Source organism: Rhizobium sp. YTUHZ045 (assembly GCF_051124255.1).
In the GTDB taxonomy this organism is placed as follows: Bacteria; Pseudomonadota; Alphaproteobacteria; order Rhizobiales; family Rhizobiaceae; genus Rhizobium.
The window spans coordinates 4,296,430-4,318,552 of the sequence record NZ_CP101432.1; the positions used below are offsets into that span (position 1 = coordinate 4,296,430).

Annotated in this window: 15 protein-coding genes; 4 read left to right on the top strand and 11 right to left on the bottom strand. The window is 61.3% G+C overall.

The annotated features are described in order from the left end of the window. Positions 1-272: 272 nt before the first annotated feature. On the top strand, positions 273-638 hold the full coding sequence (locus tag NMA58_RS21015; protein ID WP_085776533.1) for a helix-turn-helix domain-containing protein: 366 nt from the start codon (positions 273-275) through the stop codon (positions 636-638). Between the two features lie 108 nt (positions 639-746). Here NMA58_RS21015 and NMA58_RS21020 read toward each other — a convergent pair whose 3' ends face one another. From NMA58_RS21020 to NMA58_RS21045, 6 genes are all read right to left on the bottom strand, one after another. Continuing rightward, positions 747-947, bottom strand: coding sequence for a hypothetical protein (locus NMA58_RS21020; protein WP_085776534.1), 201 nt, complete (start codon positions 945-947; stop codon positions 747-749). A gap of 339 nt (positions 948-1,286) precedes the next feature. Beyond that, positions 1,287-2,414 (bottom strand): molecular chaperone DnaJ, encoded by a 1,128-nt coding sequence (dnaJ, locus tag NMA58_RS21025; RefSeq protein ID WP_085776535.1) that lies wholly within the window; start codon positions 2,412-2,414, stop codon positions 1,287-1,289. Between the two features lie 85 nt (positions 2,415-2,499). Beyond that, a complete protein-coding gene (dnaK, locus tag NMA58_RS21030; protein WP_434711799.1) occupies positions 2,500-4,416 on the bottom strand; it encodes a molecular chaperone DnaK in 1,917 nt (638 codons plus the stop codon). A 282-nt stretch (positions 4,417-4,698) separates the two neighbouring features. After that, positions 4,699-7,026, bottom strand: coding sequence for a transglycosylase domain-containing protein (locus tag NMA58_RS21035; protein ID WP_434711800.1), 2,328 nt, complete (start codon positions 7,024-7,026; stop codon positions 4,699-4,701). A gap of 527 nt (positions 7,027-7,553) precedes the next feature. Next, positions 7,554-8,246: an SH3 domain-containing protein gene (locus NMA58_RS21040; protein ID WP_434711801.1), complete on the bottom strand. Its 693-nt coding sequence runs from the start codon at positions 8,244-8,246 to the stop codon at positions 7,554-7,556. A 442-nt stretch (positions 8,247-8,688) separates the two neighbouring features. Further along, positions 8,689-10,077, bottom strand: a complete 1,389-nt coding sequence (locus NMA58_RS21045; RefSeq protein ID WP_085776539.1) for a dipeptidase — start codon at positions 10,075-10,077, stop codon at positions 8,689-8,691. A gap of 210 nt (positions 10,078-10,287) precedes the next feature. On the opposite strand from NMA58_RS21045, the gene NMA58_RS21050 reads away from it, so the two are divergent. Beyond that, entirely contained in the window at positions 10,288-12,672 is a 2,385-nt protein-coding gene (locus NMA58_RS21050; RefSeq protein WP_434711802.1) for a bifunctional diguanylate cyclase/phosphodiesterase, read from the top strand. A gap of 6 nt (positions 12,673-12,678) precedes the next feature. On the opposite strand, the gene NMA58_RS21055 is transcribed toward NMA58_RS21050, so the two are convergent. Continuing rightward, a complete protein-coding gene (locus tag NMA58_RS21055; protein WP_434711803.1) occupies positions 12,679-13,095 on the bottom strand; it encodes a MarR family winged helix-turn-helix transcriptional regulator in 417 nt (138 codons plus the stop codon). A 411-nt stretch (positions 13,096-13,506) separates the two neighbouring features. Here NMA58_RS21055 and polA point away from each other — a divergent pair, with 411 nt between their 5' ends. Both polA and NMA58_RS21065 read left to right on the top strand, forming a co-directional pair. Continuing rightward, positions 13,507-16,506, top strand: a complete 3,000-nt coding sequence (gene polA / locus NMA58_RS21060; RefSeq protein WP_434711804.1) for a DNA polymerase I — start codon at positions 13,507-13,509, stop codon at positions 16,504-16,506. A gap of 169 nt (positions 16,507-16,675) precedes the next feature. Beyond that, on the top strand, positions 16,676-19,006 hold the full coding sequence (locus tag NMA58_RS21065) for a DNA translocase FtsK (RefSeq protein ID WP_434711805.1): 2,331 nt from the start codon (positions 16,676-16,678) through the stop codon (positions 19,004-19,006). Between the two features lie 35 nt (positions 19,007-19,041). On the opposite strand, the gene NMA58_RS21070 is transcribed toward NMA58_RS21065, so the two are convergent. Genes NMA58_RS21070 through NMA58_RS21085 form a run of 4 tightly spaced genes read right to left on the bottom strand, consistent with a single transcriptional unit; the run spans position 19,042 to position 22,008 of the window. Next, positions 19,042-19,548 (bottom strand): GrpB family protein, encoded by a 507-nt coding sequence (locus NMA58_RS21070; protein ID WP_434711806.1) that lies wholly within the window; start codon positions 19,546-19,548, stop codon positions 19,042-19,044. Positions 19,549-19,557: 9 nt separating this feature from the next. Then, positions 19,558-20,163, bottom strand: coding sequence for a phosphonate metabolism protein/1,5-bisphosphokinase (PRPP-forming) PhnN (phnN, locus tag NMA58_RS21075; RefSeq protein ID WP_097600430.1), 606 nt, complete (start codon positions 20,161-20,163; stop codon positions 19,558-19,560). Next, positions 20,160-21,299, bottom strand: coding sequence for an alpha-D-ribose 1-methylphosphonate 5-triphosphate diphosphatase (locus tag NMA58_RS21080; RefSeq protein ID WP_434711807.1), 1,140 nt, complete (start codon positions 21,297-21,299; stop codon positions 20,160-20,162). The genes phnN and NMA58_RS21080 overlap by 4 nt, the downstream gene beginning before the upstream one ends. 13 nt (positions 21,300-21,312) lie before the next feature. Next, entirely contained in the window at positions 21,313-22,008 is a 696-nt protein-coding gene (locus tag NMA58_RS21085) for a DUF1045 domain-containing protein (RefSeq protein WP_434711808.1), read from the bottom strand. Positions 22,009-22,123 lie beyond the last annotated feature (115 nt).

Genomic DNA, 22,123 nt, shown 5'->3' on the forward strand with positions numbered 1-22,123 from the left:
GATCGATTCCGGAACTTTTCGGTACCGTTTTCCCAAATCCTGGAAAAATACAACCGCATCAGAGGCCTCCGACATTGGGAGTCCTCACCGACGACGGTCACCGTCGGGGTTCTCGGATAGCCTGTATAGCAGGGCTTCTGCGACTTTCCTCGATGGCTGCTGACGTAACGTAATGCCCAGAAAAAGTCGGTTGAATTTTGCAACTGCCGGGTTGCGTTATCCCGGGAAAACGATATGGTGAACAAAAGGTTCATGTATAAGAGAGTGGTGAAGTGCCAGATCCGGTCGATATCATTGTTGGTCGCAACATCAGACAGCTTCGCGCCATTCGTCGTGTTTCCCAGCTCGAGCTTGGTGAAGCGCTCGGGCTGACTTTCCAGCAGATCCAGAAATATGAAAAGGGAACGAACCGCGTTTCAGCCAGTAAGCTGCATCAGATCGCGGTTTTTCTCGGCGTCGAGATCTCCGCCCTCTTCGAGGGGACGGATATATCGGAATTCGGCGGCCGTATCGAACTCAGCCCTGATGCCTATGCCCTTGCGCTGAGCTACGACAAGCTGAACTCGGCTGCGGGCAAGGAAGCTGTCAAGACCATCCTTACACTCATGAGCGGCGACGTGGTCGAGAGCGCCGCCTGACTCAGCCAAGCGGTCATCTGAGCTCGGAAAAGCAACAGGGACGACCTCCGAACCATGTCGGGGCTGCCTGTCCCCAGCGGTAGACGCATTTCGCGACGCGCTGGTGAATTAGTGAATCTCGCACCCATGCAACGCCGTCAGCAGGTCGTCCTGCGTCTGGTGGCCGGCGTGGTATAGGTCGATCGCGATACTGGCGATGGAAAGGCCCTGCTGGCTGCGAAGCTTGATATTGCGCTCGGCACACCATGTGTAGATTGCGCCGGCGAGAACGTCGACATCTTCGGACTGAGAGGAAAAGGCTGGCGCCATGATGGATACTCTTGCTTCGTGGTCCCCGTTAGAGCGTCTGCATCCAATGGGACGCGCCGGAAACGCTCTGTCGCTCTGAAACTGCGCATCACCCTCCTGACTTCGATGCCGAGATCCTGGGTCATGCGCTGACGGCAGAGATTGGAGTCATTTTAAAAACTTGCAAGCGGCATCATCGGGCTGCGTTAACGCAAGTTCCGGTTCCGATCGGGCGCCGTGTCGATCTGGAACAGATCGCCCGGCATGAACTCCCATGTCTCAAATTAGGATTTGCGCGAGCAAAAAAAAGCCGCAGACGTTTCCATCCCCGGCTCTCGCGATTGCGTATCGATCGACCGCTCAGCCTTCGAAGAATTCCTTCATCCGGGCAAAGAAGCCGGTCGACTCGGGATTGTTCTCCTTGGAGGAAATCTGCTCGAATTCCTGCAGCAGTTCGCGCTGACGTTTGGTGAGCTTTTGCGGTGTCTCGATCTGGATCTGGATATAAAGGTCGCCCGTCTGCGCCGAACGCAGCACCGGCATGCCCTTGCCCTTGAGACGGAACTGTTTGCCCGCCTGCGTGCCCTCAGGCACGCTCACCCGCGATTTGGTGCCGTCGAGCGTCGCGACATCGAAGGTTCCGCCAAGAGCAGCCGTCGTCATCGAGATCGGCACGGCGCAATAGAGGTCAGCTCCGTCGCGCTGGTAGAATTCATGCGGCTTCACCGACAGGAAGATATAAAGATCGCCGGCCGGTCCGCCGCGAGCCCCGGCTTCGCCCTCGCCCTGCAGGCGGATGCGCGTACCGTCCTCGATGCCGGCGGGAATATTGACCGAGAGCGACCGTTCTTCCGTCACCCGGCCCTGGCCGTGGCACTTCGGGCACGGATCGGGAATGATCTGGCCGCGGCCGTGGCAGGTCGGGCAGGTCCGCTCGATCGAGAAGAAGCCTTGGGCCGCGCGCACGCGGCCCGAGCCCTGGCAGGTGCCGCAGTTCTTCGGCTGGGTGCCTGGCTTGGCGCCCGAACCCGAACAGACGTCGCAGGTGATGGAAGTGGGAACGCGGATCTGCGCCGTCTTGCCAGAGAAAGCCTCTTCCAGCGTTATTTCCATATTGTAGCGAAGATCGGCGCCGCGCTCGCGGCCTCCGGCAGAGCGCTGGCGCGCCCGGCCGCCGCCCATCATCTCGCCGAAAATATCCTCGAAGATGTCGGAGAAGCCGCCACCGGCAAAGCCGCCGCCACCGCCGCCCATGCCGCCATGTTCGAAGGCCGCATGGCCATAACGATCATAGGCTGCCCGCTTTTGCGGGTCCTTGAGCATCTCGTAGGCTTCGTTGATTTCCTTGAACTTCCGTTCAGCTTCCTTGTCATCCGGGTTCTTGTCCGGATGATATTTCATTGCCAGCTTTCGGAAGGCGCTCTTCAGCTCTTTCTCGTCCGCCGATTTGGCTACACCCAGAGTTTCGTAAAAGTCCGCTTTTGCCATTAAGGATTAAACCCCGGAAATGGATTTCCGGCTGCCATGGTGAGCAGCCGGATCAGGTGTTGAAGCACTATCACGCCGCCGCGGATTACGCGGACTTCTTGCGGTCGTCGTCCTTGATTTCCTCGTAGTCGGCGTCGACGACATTGTCGCCGCCTTCCGCGGAGGTATCGGCCGTAGCGCCGCCTTCGGCCTGCTGTGCTTCATAGATCGCCTGGCCGAGCTTCATGGAAACTTCCATGAGCGTCTGGGTCTTGGCCTTGATGTCTTCGGCGTCGGCTTCGGTTGCCTCGGTCGAGGACTTCAGCGCGGCGATTGCATCCGAGATCGCGGTGCGGTCGGCTTCGGAGACCTTGTCGCCGTAATCCTTCAGCGACTTTTCCGTGGAGTGGATCAGGCTTTCGGCCTGGTTCTTGGCTTCGACGGTCTCGCGACGCTTCTTGTCTTCGGCAGCATGCGACTCGGCATCCTTGACCATCTTTTCGATGTCGGCGTCGGAGAGGCCGCCGGAAGCCTGGATGCGGATCTGCTGTTCCTTGCCGGTGCCCTTGTCCTTGGCCGAAACTTGCACGATGCCGTTGGCGTCGATGTCGAAGGTGACTTCGATCTGCGGCACGCCGCGCGGTGACGGCGGCAGGCCGACGAGGTCGAACTGGCCGAGCAGCTTGTTGTCGGCAGCCATTTCGCGCTCGCCCTGCGAAACGCGGATGGTGACGGCCTGCTGGTTGTCTTCGGCGGTCGAGAAGGTCTGGCTCTTCTTGGTCGGGATCGTCGTGTTCCGTTCGATCAGACGGGTGAAGACGCCGCCGAGCGTTTCGATGCCTAGCGACAACGGGGTGACGTCGAGCAGCAGAACGTCCTTGACGTCGCCCTGCAGAACGCCGGCCTGGATGGCGGCGCCGAGCGCAACCACTTCATCCGGGTTGACGCCCTTGTGCGGCTCCTTGCCGAACAGCTGCTTGACGACTTCCTGCACCTTCGGCATGCGGCTCATGCCGCCGACGAGAACCACTTCGTCGATTTCGGCAGCGGTGACGCCGGCGTCCTTGAGGGCTGCCTTGCAGGGCGCGATCGTACGCTGGACCAGATCGTCAACCAGGCTCTCGAGCTTGGCGCGGGTCAGCTTCAGCGTCAGGTGCTTCGGGCCGGAGGCGTCAGCCGTGATGAACGGCAGGTTGATTTCGGTCTGCTGCGACGACGACAGTTCGATCTTGGCCTTTTCCGCGGCTTCCTTGAGGCGCTGCAGGGCAAGCTTGTCGTTCTTCAGATCGATGCCGTTGTCCTTCTTGAATTCGGCAACGAGATATTCGACGAGGCGCATGTCGAAGTCTTCACCGCCGAGGAAGGTGTCGCCGTTGGTGGACTTCACCTCGAAGACGCCGTCACCGATCTCGAGGATCGAAATATCGAAGGTGCCGCCGCCAAGGTCGTAGACGGCGATCGTCTTGCCGTCCTTCTTGTCGAGGCCGTAGGCGAGAGCGGCAGCGGTCGGCTCGTTGATGATGCGCAGCACTTCAAGACCGGCGATCTTGCCGGCATCCTTGGTTGCCTGGCGCTGCGCGTCGTTGAAGTACGCCGGAACGGTAATGACGGCTTTCTCGACCTTTTCGCCGAGATAGGATTCGGCGGTTTCCTTCATCTTCTGAAGGATCATCGCGGAAATCTGTGCGGGCGAGTAGCCCTTGCCATTGGCTTCGACCCAGGCGTCGCCATTGTCGCCCTTGACGATGCTGAAGGGAACGAGATGCTTGTCCTTCTCGACGGTCGGATCTTCGTAGCGGCGGCCGATCAGGCGCTTCACTGCAAAGAGGGTGTTCGTCGGGTTGGTGACCGCCTGGCGCTTGGCCGGCTGGCCGACGAGGCGCTCGCCATCATCGGAAAAGGCCACCATGGAAGGGGTCGTGCGCGCACCTTCCGCGTTCTCGATGACCTTTGCGTCCTTGCCGTCCATGACTGCGACGCAGGAATTCGTCGTTCCAAGGTCGATACCAATTACTTTTGCCATGTCATTCTCTCCTTGAAGCAAGCTGTCGGAACCCCCAGAAGGCATTTCCCTGACAGCCCCTTACGGGATGGGTCTACTTGCGATTACGCAATCGTGATTGCGGTGATGCGGCGTATATAAGGAGCGGTTTTCTCGACTGCAAGGCGGGAAATGGCCCGGAATCCGGCAAAACGAATGTGTTGCCTTCAATTTTCGCAGCAGCCGGGAAAGAGGCCGCCCGATCCGCGGAAAGCGTACGATTTCTAGGATGTATGGCTTGCGCCGGGCATGCAGCACGGAATCTCATTGACCCATGATCAGGTCGAGCAGGGTCGTGCGCCGAGGCTGCACCGAGGAGGTCGTCTGAGACCCACCGACATCGCCGGGCGGCACGATGCCGTCGTAGCCTGAACTGCCGCCGTCGGCTACGTCTGCAGGAGGAACAGGGCCGTTGCCGGGGCTTGCCCGCTGTTGCCGGACAGGCGCCTGTGGATACCGTTCTGCATTCTCGCCGCCGCCGAAGACGCCGGAAATGATGCCGCCGATCGTCGTCTGTGGCGGCACTTCGGCCGTTACCGGCTGCCCGCCGTCAGGCGCTGCCTGCGCCATCGGCTGGCCGCTGTTCGGATCGTCGATCAGCTGGCCGTTGCCGAAGAGCGGCGCCGGCGAAAGACCCTTGTGGGCGGCGACCATGAATTCCTTCCAGGCTTTGGCTGGAAGACCGCCGCCGGTCACCTTCTTCATCGGCTTGCCGTCGTCATTGCCGAACCAGACGCCTGTCGTGAGGTTGCTGGTAAAGCCGACGAACAGCGCGTCGCGCGAATTCTGCGTCGTGCCGGTCTTGCCCGCCGCCTGCCAGCCGGGAATCTTGGCACTCTTGCCGGTGCCGTTTTCGATGACGCCCATCATCATCGCATCCATCTGCGCGGCAATCTGTTCGGAAAGCACGCGCGGCGGATTGTCATAGGTATTTTCGTAGAGAACCTTGCCCTCGGCGGTCGTCACTCGGCGGATGACGTGCGGCGTCGCCTTGTAGCCGCCGTTCATGAAGGCGGCATAGGAGGCGGTCAGTTCCATCAGCGACACTTCGGACGTCCCGAGTGCAATCGAGGCGTTCGGCTGCAGCTCGCTTTCGATCCCGAGCCGGTGGGCGAGCTTGATCACCTGATCCGGCCCGTCATACATGACCAGCTGCGCGGCCACCGTGTTCAGCGACTTGGCGAGTGCGGTCGCCAGCGTCACTTCGCCATTGTATTTCTTCTCGTAATTCTCCGGCGTCCAGTCGCCGATGCGAATCGGCGCGTCGTTGAACACCGAAAAAGGTGTGAGCCCTTTTTCCAGCGCCGCCGTATAGACGAAGGGCTTGAACGAAGATCCCGGCTGGCGCTTGGCCTTGACGGCGCGGTTGAACTGGCTCGTCGCATAGTCTCTGCCGCCGACGAGTGCCCGGATCGCCCCGGTGCCGTCGATCGAGACCAGGGCCGCCTGCGAGGCATCGAGCTTGCCGCCCTCCTTGTCGAGCACGTCGACCAGCGACTGCTCAGCCTTCTTCTCCAGCGATTTGTCGATCGTCGTATCGACGATGATGTCTTCCTTGACGTCGCCGATCAGTGCCGGCAATTCGTCCATGACCATATCGGCGACATAATGCCCGGCGCCCGACCAGTAGCTCTTGGCCGAAGCCGGGGTCTGCGACATCGCTGTCTTGACCTCGGAATCGGTGATGAACCCCTGCTCGCGCATCGCCGCCAGCACGAGTTGGGCGCGCGCATTCGCCGCTTCCGCGTCGCGGGCCGGCGAAAGCCGCGACGGCGCCTTGAGCAGGCCCGCCAGCACCGCTGCCTCGCCGAGGTTCACATCACGCGCCGATTTGTTGAAGTAGCGGCGAGAGGCCGCCTCGACGCCATAGGCGTTCGATCCGAAGAACACCCGGTTGAGATACATCGCAAGGATCTGGTCCTTGGTGTATTTCTGCTCCAGCCAGAGCGCGAGCAGCACCTCCTGCACTTTGCGTTCCAGCGTTCTCTCGGGAGAGAGGAAGAGATTCTTGGCAAGCTGTTGCGTCAGGGTCGAACCGCCCTGCACCATGTGGCCGGCCGTGAAATTGGTGACGATCGCCCGCCCAAGGCCGAGCGGATCGACGCCAAAATGCGAATAAAAACGCCGATCTTCGATGGCGATGACGGCTTCGGGAATATAGGGCGACATGTTTTCGAGCGACAGCGCCTCGCCGCCGGTGGCGCCGCGATTGGCAATGACGCTGCCGTCGACGGCGGTGATCTTGACGTTCGGCGGACGCTCGGGGATCGCCCATGTGCTGGCGCTCGGCATGCGCGAGCCGTAATAGAGAACGAGCCCGGCAACGCCGATGCCGGCCCAGATGAAAAGCACGACGCACCAGTAGACCACGCCGCGCAGGAAACCGAAAAGGCCGCCGCCTTCACGCTCCCGCGGCTCGCGCCGCCGCTGGCGGGCGGCACGCTGCGGCGGGGGCTTGGAGCCGCCGCGACGCGCGGATCTGCTTCCGATGACGCGGTCATCGGCGTCGAGCGAAAATTCATCATCTTCGCGGGCCGGGCGGCCGCTGAAGGACGGTTCGATTCTGTCGCCTGATTTGCCTCTGCCTGCCATCGCGGACCGGTCGCATCCCCTGTTCGATCGCGAAGCCCACTTCGCATAACGGCGCCCAGTTACAGCGTCAGGCGTCTCTATTAGACGCGAGAAGGACGCTGTAGCACTTTGAAGTGCTGCATAATTTTGTCCTTAAACTGATTTCGATTTAAGGAACCATACAGCGGGCGACGCGATCATCCGAGTGAACTGTAATTGCGGCGATTTAACGGGGTGTTAAAGGACAAAGAGTGAGTGGTCGCGCTGTCGAGGCGCGCGGGTCATGACCACCGGGGAGGCGGTGTAACAATAAAATGGAATTGCTGATTTAAGAATTATGCACCGACTGGAACCAATAGGCTCGACGGCTGTTTATGGAGAAGCGGGACAGCCCCTCACGTCCCGCGAATGATCGGCCGTCTCCCCTCAACGCGCGCCGATCGACATCAGGCCCGGTGCATCCCCCCAAGGAGCGCCGGGCTTTTTCTCGACTCCGTTCACGATGAGTGCTGTTGAGAAAAGGGCGGCATCGCTGCCGCCCTGCTCTTTCAGTCGCACTTGGGATCGCCCGGACGGCAGACGAAGGGCGAGGCCCTGGGGTCCGGATGATTGTAGGTGTCGGCTTTGCCGCCTCTGAACTGCGGCAGGTCACGGAAATCCGAACTCCTGGTATCCCTGTCCCGACGCTCCCGCCTGCGAGCTTCATCTCTGCGGTCGTCCCGTCGATCCTCGTCGCGCCAGTCCCGGTCCCGGTCGCGATCCCGACGATACTCGCGGACCCTGTAGTCCCGATCCAGGTAATCCCGATCCCGATAGTCGCGGTCACGGTAATAATAGTCCGGGCCGCGGCTCCAGCGGTCACGCTCGCGATAAAAATCGCGATGGCGGTAGTAACGGTCCCAATAATTGCCGACGCTGAAGGTGACCAGCGGAATGCCCAGCGGACGGTAATATTCCGGGCCAACATAGACGCGGCGTTGCTCGTAGACTGCCTGCACGTACTGGCCCGAAACCCAGCCGCGGCCGCCGTAGAATTCGACGTCACACCAGTTGACGTTGGAAAGGCATCCACGGATTTCGACGGACGAACCGGCGGGTATGACGGCGACGGCGGGATACCGGGTGCTTGGCCCTGCGCGCATGTTGACGTTTGCCGTCGAGTAACCCTCGGCGGCCTGCGCTATTGCCGGAGCCAGCACAAGCAGTGTGGCCGCGGCTATTTTGACGATGAGTTTTTTCACGCTTCTCACTCCTCGTTGGCGTGTTTTCTGGCAGCGCTCGACTGCCTTTCCTTGGCATATGCCATTTGGAACAAAAGATAGAGCGATCGCCGGCATTTGTTAGGGCGTCACCATTCGCTTTTCTTTCAATACTTTATAGGCCGAGCGCGATGAACGTAGCTTGAACGGGGGGAGATTTGTGCTCTCATGCGCTGCTACAGGGCACGTGAACTGACAGAAGCGCGGAGCGTCTCCGGCACGTCAGGCTGTTCGGCAATTGAGGTCTGGTCCCGACCGAAAGGTTAACCTTTTGTTAACCTTTCGGCGGCAGTCTGACATCAATACCCGCTTGCTCCTTGACCACGGATGAACTGGCACTGAGCCGAGCGGATGACGAAAGGCCGGGCGACCGGCCTTTTTGTATTTTTGATTTTGGCGCGCCGACACTGCGCGCAATTGCCCTTCAGCCGGCGAGCGCCTGAAGGATCCGCACCCAGGAGCGGATGCCCTTGTGGTAGGAGACAAGCTCGTATTTCTCGTTCGGCGAATGGATACGGTCATCGGCGAGGCCGAAGCCGACGAGCAGCGATTCCATGCCGAGCATCTTCTGGAAATCTCCGACGATCGGGATCGAGCCGCCCATGCCGATGACGATGGCAGGTTTCGGCCACTCGTCGGAAAGCGCCGTCTTCGCCTTGGTCAGAACAGGCGAATCATAGGAGAGATGAATCGCCGGCGAGCCGCCATGCGGATGGAATTCGACCGAGCAGTCGGCCGGAATTTTCGACCTGACATAGCTGCGGAAAGCCTCGCGGATAGCAGCCGGATCCTGCGTGCCGACGAGCCGAAACGAAACCTTGGCCGAGGCCTTGGCGGCGATGACCGTCTTGAAGCCTTCGCCGGTATATCCGCCCCAAATGCCGTTGATTTCGGCTGTCGGCCGGGCCCAGGTGAGTTCCAGCACCGACCGGCCCTTTTCGCCGGAGGGAATGGAAAGGCCGACTTCACCGAGAAAACTCTCGGCCGTCTTGCCGAGCGTCTCCCATGACGCCTTGATGTTGTCGGGCGTTTCCTCGACGCCGTCGTAAAAGCCATCAAGCGTGATGCGGCCGGTCTCGTCATGCAGGCCGGCAAGCGCCTCGACGAGAATATGGATCGGATTGGCCGCAGCGCCGCCGAAGAGGCCGGAATGCAGGTCGCGGTCGGCGGCCGTCACGACCACTTCTTCGCCGACGAGGCCGCGCAGTGCCGCGGCGATTGCCGGCGTATCGCGGTCCCACATGCCGGTATCGCAGACAAGCGCATAATCGGCCTTGAGTTCGGCGGCGTTGGCTTCGAGGAAGGGTTTCAGGGACGGTGAGCCCGATTCCTCCTCGCCCTCGAACAGAATGGTGATGCGGCAGGGAAGTGCGCCGTTGATCTCTTTGTAGGCGCGGCAGGCTTCGACGAAGGTCATCAGTTGGCCCTTGTCGTCGGAGGTGCCGCGCCCGGTCAGGATCTTGCGGCCATCGCCGACATCCTTGATCGAGGGCTCGAAGGGATCGTTTTCCCAGAGCTCGATCGGGTCGACCGGCTGCACGTCGTAATGGCCGTAGAAAAGCACATGCGGCGCGTCGGCGGAAGCGCCGCCATGGTGGGCGACGACCATCGGATGGCCGGGTGTGTCACGCACCGAGGCGGTAAAGCCGAGGCCTTCGAGATAGGCGACCAGCCATTCGGCTGCCTTCCGGCATTCGGCCTTGTAGACGGGATCGGTGGAAATCGACTGAATGCGCAGAAGCTCGAACAGCTTTTCGAGGCTTGAGGAAAGGTTCTGATCCGCGCGCGCAAGCACTTGTTGTAGATCCGTCATTTTCGACTCCTTTTTGAAATTTGGCCGGACGATAGACCAAACGAGGAAAGCAGGCGAGGCGGAAAAGCAAATGGGCGGCGCGAAAGCGGCGGCGTCCGGATCGGGTGCAAGAAGATTACTGAGGCGATATAGAAGAACCTTCTAATTCAATTTACAGTTATTTAGTAGAACCCAAATAACTTGGCCGTATTCAGCTGTTCGGGGGAGCGGATGTTTTCGGTCATTACATGTATTCGCGACGATCATGATTGGCGGCTGGTGCTCGCGGCCGCGGCGGTTTGTCTGATCGGCGCGATGGCAGCGATGCTGCCGCTTTCACGCGCTCAAGGATGCGATGCCGGGCGCCGCAAGCTCTGGATAGGCGCCTCGGCTTTCGCCTTCGGCACCGGCGTATGGGCAACGCACTTCATCGCGATGCTGGCCTATGACGGCGGCATGCCGATCAGCTACCAACTGGGGCTGACGGCGCTTTCCTTTCTCCTGTCGGTTGCCGGTTCGTGGGCGGCGATCGTCGTCGCTTCGGAGAGCCGCGGCAGGTTTTCGCGCATCCGCGGCGGCGTCCTGATGGCGCTCGGCATCGCCTCGATGCACCTGACCGGTATGCAGGCGATTGAGACACAGGCGGTGATCGTCTACGATCCCTACATGACGCTGAGTGCGGTTCTCGCGGGGGCGCTGCTGTCGAGCGCTGCATTCTACGCCTTCTTTCAGTGGAGCGGCTTGAGGCGGCTCCTCACCTCGTCCGTCATCTTTGTCCTTGCAATCTGCGCTCTCCACTTCATTTCGATGGCAAGCATCACGCTTGTGCCGGATCCCGGCAAAGAGGTCCCGGCGATGGTGCTCGATACCAGCCTGCTGGCAGCGATCGTGGTGGCAGCGGCGACGGCTCTCATTTTGACCGCTATCGCGGTGGTCTTTATCGACAGCCATCTGACGGATCTGAGAGGGCTCGCCAATGCCTCGCAGGAAGGGCTGCTGATCCTGCGCGAAGGCAGGGTCATCGACGCCAATGAACGCTTCCAGGCTCTTTCCGGCTGGAAGCTTGCCGATCTTGTCGGCAAGGCGCCGTCCGCTGCTTTGACCGCCATACAGGGGCAGAACAGGCCCGGCGAGACCTTGCTCAGCACCAGCAGCGGCAAGGAGATCGCCGTCGAAGTCAATACGAGCAGGATCGTCTATCGCGGGCACAATTGTGACGTGCTGGCGGTGCGCGATCTGACGGAGCGCAGACAGGCCGAGGAGATGATCGAACATCTCGCCCACCACGATGTTCTCACCGATCTTCCGAACCGGTCGTTGTTCGATACGCGCATCCGTCAGGCGCTGCAGATGGCCGAACGAAAGAGCAGCAAGGTGGCCCTCTTCTATATCGATCTCGATCGGTTCAAGAGCGTCAATGATATTTTCGGCCATGCCGAGGGCGACCGAATTCTCCGCAAGGTTGCCTCGATCCTCCGGCGCGTCGCCGATGAAAGCGATACGATCGCCCGTCTCGGTGGCGATGAATTTGCCATCATCCAGCCCGCCGGACAGCAACCGGCGGCCGCGCAGAAGCTCGCAGCGGCGATCCTCGACGAATTCGCCGCCGAGATGGATACGGCACGCGACCCAACAGCCGTCGGCGTCAGCCTCGGCATCGCCCTTTATCCGGCCGACGGACGTGATGTGGACGAGATCTGCAACAATGCCGATATCGCACTCTATCGGGTCAAGCACGGCGGTCGCGGCAAGGCCTGTTTCTTCGACGCGGAAATGGACGAAGCCACGCGCGCCCGCCGCCAGATCGAAAGCGAACTGCGCCACGCCATCACCCGCAATCAGATCCATGTCAGCTATCAGCCGATTTACGGCGCACTGAGCGGCGAGGTCAGCGGTTATGAGGCCCTGATGCGCTGGAACCGGCCGGGGCACGGCATCAGCGAGCCGGATGTCTTTATTCCGATCGCCGAGGAAAGCGGATCGATTGTCCAGCTCGGCGAATGGGTGCTGCGCGAGGCCTGCGCAGAAGCTGCGCGCTGGCCGCATCCGCTGACGATCGCCGTCAATGTCTCGCCGGTGCAGTTCATGCTGCCGAACCTTTGCGAGCGGATCGAGGCAATCCTCGAGGAAACGGGGCTCGCGCCCGACCGGTTGGAAATCGAAATCACCGAGGCCGCTCTCATCCGTGACCGCGATCGGGTGATGGCCACGCTGCTGCGCCTGCGCAGTCTTGGTGTTCACATCGTCATGGACGACTTCGGCACCGGTTTTTCCTCGCTTTCCAACCTGCGAACCTTCCCGTTCGACAAGATCAAGGTCGACCGCAGCTTCACCGGCATGCTGGAACATGACGCGGCGTCACGTTCGATCGTGCGCGCAATCATCGGTCTCGGCCACAGCCTCGGCATGCCTGTCGTGACGGAGGGCGTCGAAACCGAGACGCAGCGCCAGATCGTCCTCGAAGAAGGCTGCTCGCAGGTGCAGGGCTTTTTGCTCGGCAAGCCGGATATCGAGCCGAGCATCAAGCTCGCCGCCAAAAGCCTTCTGTCCTCGACGGCCGACGCTGACGCGTCGCCGCCTCCGTGGCGGCGATCTACGCGTCTTGCCGGTGAATAATCTCGATCAGAGCGTCTTGGCGTTTTCCAGCAGCCGGCGGATATATTCGAGCGTCAGCTCGCGTTCGAATCCGCGAAAGCCTTTGAACAGCGCGAGGTCCGCCTGACGCGCGGTCTCGATCGCCTCAGCTTCCATTGCACGCGCCTTCGGCGTCAGGAAAATCAGCTGCGCCCGCTTGTCGGAGGGATGCGGCCGGCGCTCGATCAGCCCGTCGCGGACCATGCGCGAAAGCGTATTGGCCATGGTCGCCTGCTCGATAGCGACTCGGTCGAGAAGCTGTTTCTGGGTCAGCCCGTCCTCGGCCCAGAGTTCCAGCAGGATGGGAAACTGGCCGGGAGAGAAACCAAGCCCTATCGCGCGCTGGTGCAGCGAGCGGGCAAAACCCTTCGCCAGCTGGCTGGCAAGGTAAGCTCCCGAATCCATGCGGTTAAATCCCATGATCGCAAGTTAGGCTCAAAACCGTGCCGGAGACAATGCAGCAAATCGCAGAGGATGCTGCAAAAAAATGCAAGCTGCGATCAGAACTGCGCGAACCTGAAAAACAAAAGTCGCCATGACCTGGAGGTTGGCCATGGCGACTTTAAAATGGGGACAAAGGCCCGGAGAGGGGGATAAGGCCTTTGTCCAAGCCTGATGCGGCGGGGGACAAGCCGGTAATCAGACCCGCGACGCGATCAAGCGCCGGTGACATGCATTTGTAGCTACGAATGTGGTTTTTCAAGGGTAACGGTACGTTACAAATCGGTAACAGTTTGGTGAGCGGAAATTCTTTCCGCTCTTGGCGCACCGAACTTTATATGGACCTCGTTTCCTGCCCGCGCTATCCATGCACGCATGAAAAAAGGCGATCACCTCTTCCTAGTCGATGGTTCCGGCTTCATCTTTCGGGCCTTTCACGCACTACCGCCGCTGACGCGCAAGACCGACGGTCTTCCGGTCGGCGCCGTCTCCGGTTTCTGCAACATGCTGTGGAAGCTCTTGAGGGATGCGCGCAACACCGATGTAGGGGTAACGCCGACCCATCTTGCCGTCATTTTCGACTATTCCGCTAAGACATTCCGCAAGGATCTCTACGACGCCTACAAGGCAAACCGTTCGGCCCCACCGGAAGAGCTCATCCCGCAATTCGGCCTCATAAGAGAGGCGACTCGCGCCTTCAATCTGCCCTGCATCGAGACCGAAGGCTTCGAGGCCGACGACATCATCGCCACCTACGCCCGCCAGGCCGAAGCATCAGGCGCCGACGTCACCATCGTTTCCTCCGACAAGGATCTGATGCAGCTCGTCACCCCCAACGTCCACATGTATGACAGCATGAAGGACAAGCAGATCGGCATTCCCGACGTCATCGAGAAATGGGGCGTGCCGCCGGAAAAGATGATCGACCTGCAGGCGATGACCGGCGATTCCGTGGACAATGTTCCCGGCATTCCGGGAATCGGCCCGAAAACCGCCGCCCAGCTCCTCGAGGAATATGGCGATCTCGACACGCTGCTCGAGCGCGCCACCGAGATCAAGCAGGTCAAGCGGCGTGAGATGATCCTTGCCAATATCGAGATGGCGAGGCTTTCGCGCGAACTCGTCCGCCTGCGCACCGATGTGCCGCTCGATCTCGATCTCGACGCGCTGGTACTGGAACCGCAAAACGGCCCGAAGCTGATCGGCTTCCTGAAGACGATGGAATTCACGTCGCTGACACGACGCGTCGCCGAAGTCTGCGATTGCGATGCGAGCACCATCGAACCGGCGGTGGTCCCGATCGAGTGGGGCAAGGCGGCCCATGGTCCTGATCTCGATGCGGCCGAGCCGGAGCCTGTTGCCGGCGGCATACCGGACGTTTCGGGCGAATCGGTGCCCGTGCCGCCTCGCGCGAAGGCAAAGGCCGGTATCGAAGGCGCTTTTTCGCCGGCCGATCTCGCCAAGGCGCGGGCCGAGGCTTTTGCGGCGCTGCCCTTCGATCATTCAAACTATGCGACGATCCGCGATCTCGCGACGCTCGACCGATGGATCGCCGATGCGCGCGACACCGGCCTCATGGCTTTCGATACGGAGACCACGTCGCTGGATGCGATGCAGGCCGAGCTTGTCGGCTTTGCGATGGCGATCGCCGACAATGTCAGCGATCCCACCGGCACGAAGATTCGCGCCGCCTATGTGCCGCTCGCCCACAAGAATGGCGTCGGCGATCTGCTCGGCGGCGGCCTGGCCGAAAACCAGATTTCCATGGGTGACGCCTTGCCGCGGCTGAAGGCATTGCTGGAGGACGAATCGGTCCTCAAGGTCGCCCAGAACCTGAAATACGACTACCTCTTGATGAAGCGCTATGGCATCGAGACGAAGAGTTTCGACGACACGATGCTGATCTCCTATGTGCTCGACGCCGGCACCGGCGCTCACGGCATGGATCCGCTCTCGGAAAAATTCCTCGGCCATACGCCGATCCCCTACAAGGATGTGGCGGGCAGCGGCAAGGCGAACGTCACCTTCGACCTGGTCGATATCGACCGCGCCACCCATTATGCCGCCGAGGACGCCGACGTGACGCTGCGCCTCTGGCTGGTGCTGAAGCCGCGGCTGGCGGCGGCGGGGCTGACCAGTGTTTACGAGCGGCTGGAGCGGCCGCTGCTGCCGGTGCTGGCGCGCATGGAAGCGCGTGGCATTACGGTCGATCGGCAGATCCTGTCGCGGCTGTCCGGCGAACTGGCTCAGGGTGCGGCGCGCCTGGAAGACGAGATCTACCAGCTCGCCGGCGAGCGGTTCAATATCGGTTCGCCGAAGCAGCTGGGCGACATCCTGTTCGGCAAGATGGGCCTTGCCGGCGGCAGCAAGACGAAGACCGGACAATGGTCGACCTCCGCTTCGGTGCTCGAGGATCTCGCCGCCGCCGGTTTCGAGCTGCCGCGCAAGATCGTCGATTGGCGCCAGCTCACCAAGCTGAAATCCACCTATACCGACGCGCTTCCGGGCTATGTCCATCCGGAGACCAGGCGAGTCCACACCTCCTATTCGCTGGCTTCGACGACCACGGGGCGCCTCTCCTCGTCCGAGCCGAATCTGCAGAACATTCCCGTGCGCACCGCAGAAGGCCGCAAAATCCGCACCGCCTTTATCTCGACGCCGGGTCACAAGCTGATTTCCGCCGATTACAGTCAGATCGAACTGCGCGTACTTGCCCATGTGGCCGAGATCCCGCAGCTGACCAAGGCCTTCGAGGACGGCGTCGACATTCACGCCATGACCGCTTCGGAAATGTTCGGCGTGCCGGTCGAAGGCATGCCGGGTGAAGTGCGCCGCCGTGCCAAGGCGATCAATTTCGGCATCATCTACGGCATCTCCGCCTTCGGCCTCGCCAACCAGCTTTCGATCGAACGCTCGGAGGCCGGCGACTACATCAAAAAATATTTCGAGCGCTTCCCCGGCATCCGCGACTATATGGAAAGCCGCAAGGCAATGGCCCGCGACAAGGGTTATGTCGAAACGATCTTCGGCCGCCGCATCAACTATCCCGAAATCCGCTCTTCCAACCCTTCGGTGCGCGCCTTCAACGAAAGGGCGGCAATCAACGCGCCGATCCAGGGCTCTGCGGCCGACGTCATTCGCCGGGCGATGATCAAGATGGAGCCGGCGCTCGCCGAAGCCGGTCTTGCCGAGCGTGTGCGCATGTTGCTGCAGGTGCATGACGAGTTGATTTTCGAGGTCGAGGATGAGGACGTCGAAAAGGCAATGCCGGTCATCGTCTCGGTCATGGAAAACGCCACGATGCCAGCGCTCGAAATGCGCGTGCCGCTCAAGGTCGATGCCCGCGCCGCCACCAATTGGGACGAGGCGCATTAACCGCCTCCCCCAGCGAAAAAGATTTTTCCGCTTCTCCTAACTCATTGAAATCACGGCCATGTACCTCCCTCGGCCGTATCGGAACGATACGGCTGGAAGGAACTTATTAACCTTCCTTTTCTATCCCGGTAGGGTCGTAATTTGTTAGGCATGAGTGAGTAGCGGACGCATGCGTTTTCCCAGAACCAATTTGACGGATGCCGCAGATTTTTCCAGCGGCATTGAAACGGAGCTTCCGGAGGAAAATCCAGGCGAGAGGCCGCCGGCACCGATCTGGCAGAGCAACTTCTCGCTCGCGCCGAATGTTCGCTTCACCCGCACGCCCGAAACGCTGATCAGCCGCCGCCGCCCGTCGAACGAGCCCGTTCGCAGTGAACCGGAAGCGGAACAGCAGGCGATACGGATAGAACCGGTCGCGGTCGACGTGCCCTTCGATATCTACCTGCCGGAGCCCGCTGAACCTGCCGTAGCGCAGGCTGAGATCGAGACGCTGCAGCCGCCGGCCGCCGCGGTGGAGGCTCCTACCCTGCGCGTCGCTTCCGAACTGTCTTCGATTTCCGATTTTGCCTTCTGGGAAGTCATGGCGTTCGAGGAGGGCGAACCGGTGCGCGCGCCCTCGATCATTCTTCCGAAGATCGAGACCGCGCCCGAATCGATCACCTCGCTGTTTCGCGTCATGGAATGGCGTCCGGGCGCGCTGAAGCCCGCTCAGGCGGCATCCCGACCGGTCCAGCCGCCGGCTGCAGCGCCCGCGCCGGCGGCTCTGCGCCCGCCGGCTGCGATTTCCCTGGAAAGGCCCGTGCGTACCCGCGAGGCGGCGATTGCACCTGCGCCTCAGGTCGCACCCCAGACTGCGCCGATGCCTCAGGTCACGGCGGTCCCTCAGGCCGCCTCTATGCCTCGGCCTACGCCCCCGGTCGCCGCAGTCCTGCCGTCGCCGCGCCTTGCGGCAAGGCCTGAAAAGATCGATGCATCAGGTTATGAATTCCCGCCGCGCGCCCTTTTGCAGGAGCCGCCTGAACGCCTCGGCGAGATCATGTCGCAGGAGACGCTGGAGCAGAATGCCGGTCTTCTGGAAAGCGTGCTTGAGGATTTCGGCATCAAGGGCGAGATCATTCATGTCCGCCCCGGCCCCGTCGTCACCCTCTATGAATTCGAGCCGGCGCCGGGCGTGAAGTCGTCGCGCGTCATCGGCCTGGCCGATGATATCGCCCGCTCGATGTCGGCGCTTTCGGCCCGCGTCGCCGTGGTCCCGGGCCGCAACGTCATCGGCATCGAGCTGCCGAATGTCACCCGTGAAACCGTCTATTTCCGGGAGATGATCGAGAGCCAGGATTTCGACAAGAGCGGCTATAAGCTGGCGCTCGGCCTCGGCAAGACCATCGGCGGTGAGCCTGTGATCGCCGAGCTCGCAAAGATGCCGCATCTGCTCGTCGCCGGCACCACCGGTTCGGGCAAATCGGTCGCCATCAATACGATGATCCTGTCGCTGCTCTACCGCATGACGCCGGAGCAATGCCGGCTGATCATGGTCGACCCGAAGATGCTCGAACTCTCCGTCTATGACGGTATTCCGCATCTGCTGACGCCCGTCGTCACCGATCCGAAAAAGGCTGTCATGGCGCTGAAATGGGCGGTGCGCGAGATGGAGGAGCGTTATCGCAAGATGTCGCGCCTCGGCGTGCGCAACATCGACGGCTATAACGGCCGCGTCTCCCAGGCACGCGAAAAGGGCGAGACCATCCACATCATGGTTCAGACCGGCTTCGACAGGGGAACCGGTGCGCCGATCGAAGAAAGCCAGGAGCTGGATCTTGCGCCGATGCCTTACATCGTCGTCATCGTCGACGAGATGGCCGATCTGATGATGGTCGCCGGCAAAGAGATTGAAGGTGCGATCCAGCGTCTGGCGCAGATGGCGCGTGCCGCCGGTATTCACCTGATCATGGCGACCCAGCGTCCGTCGGTCGATGTCATCACCGGCACGATCAAGGCGAATTTCCCGACCCGCATTTCCTTCCAGGTCACCTCGAAGATCGACAGCCGCACCATCCTCGGCGAGCAGGGCGCAGAGCAACTGCTCGGACAGGGTGACATGCTGCATATGCAGGGTGGCGGCCGCATCGCCCGTGTCCATGGCCCCTTCGTCTCCGATGCCGAGGTCGAAAAAGTCGTCGCGCATCTGAAGACGCAGGGCCGTCCTGAATATCTGGATACGGTCACGGCCGACGAAGAGGAAGACGTCGAGAATGAAGAAGACGGCGCCGTCTTCGACAAGAGTGCTATGGGCGCCGAAGACGGTGACGAGCTCTACCAGCAGGCCGTCAAGGTCGTCATGCGGGACAAGAAGTGCTCAACCTCCTACATCCAGCGCCGCCTCGGCATCGGCTACAACAGAGCCGCCTCCCTGGTGGAGCGGATGGAAAAGGAAGGTCTCGTCGGCCCGGCAAACCATGTCGGCAAGCGCGAGATCGTATCCGGACGCGGCGAGGGCGATTGATCGACGATGGCCGGAGTGCGCGGCGCATTCCGGTTTCATGTTTTCGACGTAGCCAATCTCATCGTTTCCTCGACGAACTCGGTCTTGCCGCCGGTATAGAAATCCCAATCGCCGTCCGCCTCCGCGGCCAGGCGGCGTTTGAGGTCGGCATAGGCCTTGGCCTTTGCGGGATGGTCTCGGAGATAGTTGCGAAACAGGATGCGCTGCCGATGCACGGGATTATCGGGCGGGCAAACATAGAGCCTGTACCCGCAAGCCTCGCGGTTACGGGTAAAGACCCAGCGGCCGTCTCCGTGAGGGTCACCGTGAAAGGTGAAGTCGGCAGCGCGTACCAATTCTATCGCTGCCGGTAAGGCGTCGTCAGATACCACGACGACATCGAGGTCGATTTTCGGCTTGGCTGCAAGTCCAGGCACAGATGTGCTGCCGATGTGGTCGATGGACTGCACGAGATCACCGAGCAGGACGGAGACCTCGGCGCTGATTGCGGCAAAGAGCAGTGGCCAGGAAGTGTCGTAATCGACGACTTTGATGGCGCGCATCCTGCCTCCCTACTGTGGTCGCTGCACTTCGGCCAGCAATTCGTCCAGAATCGCGATCATCTTCTGTTCGGCCTCTTCCAGCGAACCGCTATTGTCGAGTTCCGTCACGTCATAGTCGCCGCGCACGGTCAGCGGGCCGCGGGCAAGCCTGGCCATGATGTCCTCATGTGTCTCGCGGCCGCGCGCTTCCAGCCGGCTGGCGAGCACTTCGGGACGGGCCGTGACATTGATGACCTTCAGCCGCGGGAAAGCGGCCTGGAAGCGGTGAAGCGCCGAGCGCGAGCCGTTGGCCACGACGATATGGCCTCTCGACAGCGCCACCGAGACTTCGGCCGGAATGCCGTATTTCAGGCCATGCGCCTCCCACCACACGGCGAAGGAGCCTGACTGCTCCATGGCGGCAAAGCCTTGAAGGGAGACGGAAAGATGATCCTCGCCGCCGGCATCGCGGTGGCGGGTGATGACGCGGCGGGCGAAATGGACGTTGTCGCGGCCGGAAAAACGCCGCGCAGCGAGGTTCATCAGCGTGTCCTTGCCGGCGCCGCTCGGCCCGACGACGACGACCATGATGCCGCGTTCGGCTCCAGCAGCCGCATGGGGTTCGTGCGGCGTCATGCGACACGGCGTCCCTGGCGCCAGACGGAGCGTGTCACCGGCACGCCGTGCGAGCGGTGGACACGGACGAGATCGGCGCGCAGCCCGGGCGCGATCCGGCCTCGATCATTGAGGCTGACGGTGCGGGCAGGCGTCGACGTCACCATCGCGATCGCTTTCGGAAGGGTGATGCTTTCCACCTCGTCGGCAAGGATGAAGGGTGCATGCAGCAGGCTGAGCGGTACGTAATCGGAGGACAGAACGTCGAGCACGCCCATTTCGGCGAGATCGCGGGCGGCGATGTTGCCGGAATGGGATTTGCCGCGCACGATGTTCGGCGCCCCCATCAGCACGCTCATGCCGTGCTCGTGCGATGCCCGGGCGGCATCGAAGCTGGTCGGAAACTCGGCAAGGCGCACGCCATTGTCGATCGCCTCGTCGACATGGGAGAGTGTGGCGTCGTCATGGCTTGCGACCGTGATGCCGCGCTCGGCGCAGACCTTGGCGATGGCGTTTCGATGTGGCGTCGAATTGCGCGCCGATTCCGCCTGGCGCTTGGCGACGAAACGGGCAAAGGCCTCATCGCTCAGACCACGCTTCTTTTGGTAGTAGAAGATATATTGATCCATCGTCTGGAACTGCCGCTGGCCGGGCGCGTGATCCATCAGCGAGACGAGCCGCACATGCGGATCATTTTCGAAATCGGCGAAATGTTCAAGCACATTGTCGGCCGATACCTCGCAGCGCAGGTGGATGAGGTGTTCGGCGCGCAGCCTGCCTTCCTTCTCCGCCGATTGGATGGCGTCGGCCATTTCGCGCATCTCGCCATGTTCGAACCCGCCGTCCTCGTCCGCGCCCATGCGCAGGCAGTCGAAGACCGTCGTGATGCCCGATGTGACGATCTGGGCGTCATGAGCCTGGACGGCAGCCGTCTTGTGCCAGCGAATGCCCGGACGCGGCTGATAATGGCCTTCGAGATGGTCGGTATGCAGTTCGACAAGTCCGGGAATGACGTAATCCCCCTCGAAATCTTCGCCGGCTACCGAATTGCCTTCAGAGATATCGGCGATCTTGCCGTCGCGGATGAGGATCGATCCTGAAAGAATGTCGTCCTCGAGAACGATGCGGGCGTTGGAAAAGACGGTTTCTTTGCTCATATTGTCAGGTCTTTCAGTTTTTGGCGCCGGCAAGGGGCAGCCAGGAACGAACTTCGAACGGGGCGCCGCGCGTCTCCTCGATGAAGACGGCTAGACCGGAGATCGAAAGCGGCCGGCCGGTGAAACCGGCAAAGCGCTCGGTCAGAATCGCTTTCATCACCTCGGCGCGTGTCTCCGGGACCTGGCCGCTTAGCGTCATGTGAAAGCCGAAATCCTCCATGACGTAAGGATAACCCCAGCGCTGCAGATTGGCGCGTTGGCTTTCGCTGAGCTTCTCCGGGTTACGCCTGATGATATCGGCTTCGGAGAGCGCCGCGCGAAACGGCTCGAATGACTTTACCACCTTCGCGGCGAAATCCTGAAGAGGTTGATGAAGAGAGCCGGGAACAAGGGCGAAGAAGCGGCCGAGCTGGCCAAGCACCAGTTCGGGAATCTCGAAAGCCGGCGTGCGCGCGGCAAACTCCTCGGCAAAGGCCATGAGATCCTTTTCGGTGACAGAAGCGGCAAGCGAAAACGGCGCCTTGATCGTCGCATGAAAGCCGTAGCGTCGCGGGTCGGCAGTCAGCTCGAACTGCTCTGCCGCACTCAGCGTCTCATGTGCGGGTGCAGGATAGGTTTTGCCGCTGAACGCATCGCGGCCGAGCCAGAGCGAAGCCGCGCCGGTCAGAGGGTCATCCTTTGGCGGCGAAAAATAGAGAGCGTAGCGCAAGGATTTTGTCCTGGGGATCGTCGAAACGGGGAGCGCAATGTGCAGTGATTTGGCGGCGAACCGCAAGCAGGCTCCCGGCTAAAAGATTTCCGTGACAGAATGATGATGACGGCCG

Excerpts from the sequence above, each read along its gene's own strand:
- NMA58_RS21020 (WP_085776534.1), bottom strand. The coding sequence starts at position 947 with ATGGCGCCAGCCTTTTCCTCTCAGTCCGAAGATGTCGACGTTCTCGCC.
- dnaJ (WP_085776535.1), bottom strand. The coding sequence starts at position 2,414 with ATGGCAAAAGCGGACTTTTACGAAACTCTGGGTGTAGCCAAATCGGCG.
- dnaK (WP_434711799.1), bottom strand. The coding sequence starts at position 4,416 with ATGGCAAAAGTAATTGGTATCGACCTTGGAACGACGAATTCCTGCGTC.
- NMA58_RS21035 (WP_434711800.1), bottom strand. The coding sequence starts at position 7,026 with ATGGCAGGCAGAGGCAAATCAGGCGACAGAATCGAACCGTCCTTCAGC.
- NMA58_RS21045 (WP_085776539.1), bottom strand. The coding sequence starts at position 10,077 with ATGACGGATCTACAACAAGTGCTTGCGCGCGCGGATCAGAACCTTTCC.
- NMA58_RS21050 (WP_434711802.1), top strand. The coding sequence starts at position 10,288 with ATGTTTTCGGTCATTACATGTATTCGCGACGATCATGATTGGCGGCTG.
- NMA58_RS21055 (WP_434711803.1), bottom strand. The coding sequence starts at position 13,095 with ATGGATTCGGGAGCTTACCTTGCCAGCCAGCTGGCGAAGGGTTTTGCC.
- polA (WP_434711804.1), top strand. The coding sequence starts at position 13,507 with ATGAAAAAAGGCGATCACCTCTTCCTAGTCGATGGTTCCGGCTTCATC.
- NMA58_RS21065 (WP_434711805.1), top strand. The coding sequence starts at position 16,676 with ATGCGTTTTCCCAGAACCAATTTGACGGATGCCGCAGATTTTTCCAGC.
- NMA58_RS21070 (WP_434711806.1), bottom strand. The coding sequence starts at position 19,548 with ATGCGCGCCATCAAAGTCGTCGATTACGACACTTCCTGGCCACTGCTC.
- phnN (WP_097600430.1), bottom strand. The coding sequence starts at position 20,163 with ATGACGCCGCACGAACCCCATGCGGCTGCTGGAGCCGAACGCGGCATC.
- NMA58_RS21080 (WP_434711807.1), bottom strand. The coding sequence starts at position 21,299 with ATGAGCAAAGAAACCGTCTTTTCCAACGCCCGCATCGTTCTCGAGGAC.